Source organism: Schwartzia sp. (in: firmicutes) (genome assembly GCF_978017985.1).
This window is the reverse complement of record NZ_CDXDFU010000163.1, coordinates 1-2260: the sequence shown is the minus strand read 5'-3', so window position 1 is coordinate 2260 and position 2260 is coordinate 1. Positions and strand designations below refer to the sequence as shown.

General features: G+C 46.5%; 3 protein-coding genes. All 3 read left to right on the top strand.

Annotated features, from left to right (window positions below):
* The first annotated feature begins 274 nt into the window (after positions 1 to 274).
* Positions 275 to 571: a BrnT family toxin gene (locus tag ACY69O_RS07310; RefSeq protein WP_273038155.1), complete on the top strand. Its 297-nt coding sequence runs from the start codon at positions 275 to 277 to the stop codon at positions 569 to 571.
* Complete coding sequence (locus ACY69O_RS07305; RefSeq protein ID WP_462332812.1) at positions 558 to 875, top strand: BrnA antitoxin family protein; 318 nt, start codon at positions 558 to 560, stop codon at positions 873 to 875. The genes ACY69O_RS07310 and ACY69O_RS07305 overlap by 14 nt, the downstream gene beginning before the upstream one ends.
* A gap of 134 nt (positions 876 to 1009) precedes the next feature.
* Positions 1010 to 2218, top strand: a complete 1209-nt coding sequence (locus tag ACY69O_RS07300; RefSeq protein ID WP_462332811.1) for a multidrug effflux MFS transporter — start codon at positions 1010 to 1012, stop codon at positions 2216 to 2218.
* Positions 2219 to 2260: the final 42 nt, after the last annotated feature.

Here is a 2260-nt window from a genome sequence, read left to right as displayed (position 1 = left end):
GCGCCGCTGAATCTGGTTTTCTACCTGACCGTACTGTGCATCTACGTCGATGCGGGCTGTCTTAAGCGAATTGTAAATACCGACAAAGCAGCCTGCGACTAGAAGCAGCACACCGAGAATTACGCCGAGAATACGCATGATAATACCTCCGTTTGAAAATTGATTTTTCTTATCTAATAATACAGAAACAAAGAACCTCACGCAATAGTATTCACGATTGATATGTATGTAGCTAAGTATTGATTTTCGTAATACATAAAGTTATACTTAATGTATGAAAAAGAAATTTGATGGTTGTAACATAGAATGGGACGACAACAAAAATGAGATAAATAAGCGTAAGCATGGCATTTCTTTTGAGAGTGCAGGTTGGGTATTTAGCGATGAAGCTCGGCTGGAATTTTATGATGAAATGCACAGCATTGATGAAGACCGATATATTACTATCGGCAAAGTTGAGGATGTTTTATTTGTGGTGTTTACTGAACGCGACGATGCTAACACGGTTCGGCTAATATCAGCCCGAGTGGCTACTGCAAAAGAAAGGAGGCTTTACTATGGCAATTCATAAAATGACTGTATATCCGGGGCAGGAGATTCCTAAAGACGTGAAGGAAGAGGTTCGTTCCGCTGCCAAACGACCGATTATATTTGATGATGATGCTCCGGAATTGACAGATGAGCAACTGGCACAATTTGCTGTGTTGGCGAAGAAACAGCGAGATGATCGTAAAAAATCAGTTCTGTCGTTGAGAATATCTAAAGAAACTTTAGCGAAGGCAAAGCTTTTGGGGCGCGGATATACAGGCGTTTTGAGCCGTTTGTTGGACATGGCAATCAATGATAAAGAAATGGTAAAAAAAGCACTTTTGTAGTTTCAGATTAAAAGGGCACTGATTGAAATGATAATCGGTGCCCTTTATAACTCTATACTTCTATTTTGTCTTAGACAAAAATATAATGTAAGCGTTATAATGCATAGGCAATTCATAGTAAAGGTGGATTTTGTTTGACTGATGATGTAAAAACAGGCATTCGTATTAAGGATATATTTTTTCTTGGGATGTTGGCGGCCATGGCGCCGCTTTCAACGGATATGTATTTGCCGGGACTGCCGCAGATGACAACGGAGCTGGGTGTCGGTGCGTCGCTTATTCAGCTGACTCTTACCATGTCCATGGCAGGCATGGCAATCGGACAGCTTTTGGCGGGCCCTGTCAGCGACCATTTTGGGAGGAAATATCCGTCCGCGGTTGGCATGGCGGTGTTCATGGTCTCGTCGCTGGGCTGCGCTCTTGCGCCGGATATTTATATCCTCTTGGCTATGCGCCTGATACAGGGCCTTTCGGGAGCCTTCGGAATCGTCACGGCGCGCGCCGTTGCAAGGGACATGTATACGGGGCCGGAGCTTATGCGTTTCTTTTCTCTTTTGATGCTGGTGAATGGTATCACTCCGGTACTGGGGCCTGTGGTTGGAGGACAGATTCTTTATTTCGTTTCGTGGCGGGGCGTGTTCGTTTTCCTGTGCTTTGTCGGACTCGCGCTTATGCTCGGATCTATACGCATGGACGAAACGCTTCCTGCTGAACGCCGCATAAAAAGTATGGGCGGCAGCTTCAAAAGCTTTGTTGAGCTTCTTCGTGACAGGGCTTTTTTCGGGCAGTGTCTCGTGCAGTGCTTTTTCTTTTCGGCGTTCTTTGCCTACATCGCAGGCTCGTCCTTTGTATTTCAAAATATTTATGGCATTTCGCCGCAGGAGTACAGTCTCCTTTTCGGTGCAATCGGTATAGTGGTAGGTATTTTCGGTGTTGTTCCTGCCCGTCTTGCGGGAAGGGTAAGGGATATCTCGTTGCTCCGCTTTGCGCTTACTCAGGGCTTTATCGGCAGTATTCTTTTTGCGCTGGTGGTATGGTTTCATGCACCCTTTGCGGCTGCTGTTGGTGCACTTGTCGTGGCGGTGCCGATAGTCTCTGTCATGGGCGCGTCCAGCTTTTCTATGGCAATGCGCACGCAGGGGAAGAAGGCAGGAAGCGCCGCAGCTCTTATCGGATTTTTCTCAATGATTTCGGGCGGTATCATGGCTCCTCTTGTGGGCATCATGGGCGAAGCAGACGCGAGACCTATGGCTGTGCTGATGGTGTGCGGTACACTCGGCGCACTTCTCTGCTGCGAGATTTTTGTCGCACCGTCGGAAAAAAAAACAACGCCTGAGCTTTAACTTCTGGAATATAAAATTAACCCCTGCAGAGCAGTCAAAGCT

Excerpts from the sequence above, each read along its gene's own strand:
- ACY69O_RS07310 (WP_273038155.1), top strand. The coding sequence starts at position 275 with ATGAAAAAGAAATTTGATGGTTGTAACATAGAATGGGACGACAACAAA.
- ACY69O_RS07305 (WP_462332812.1), top strand. The coding sequence starts at position 558 with ATGGCAATTCATAAAATGACTGTATATCCGGGGCAGGAGATTCCTAAA.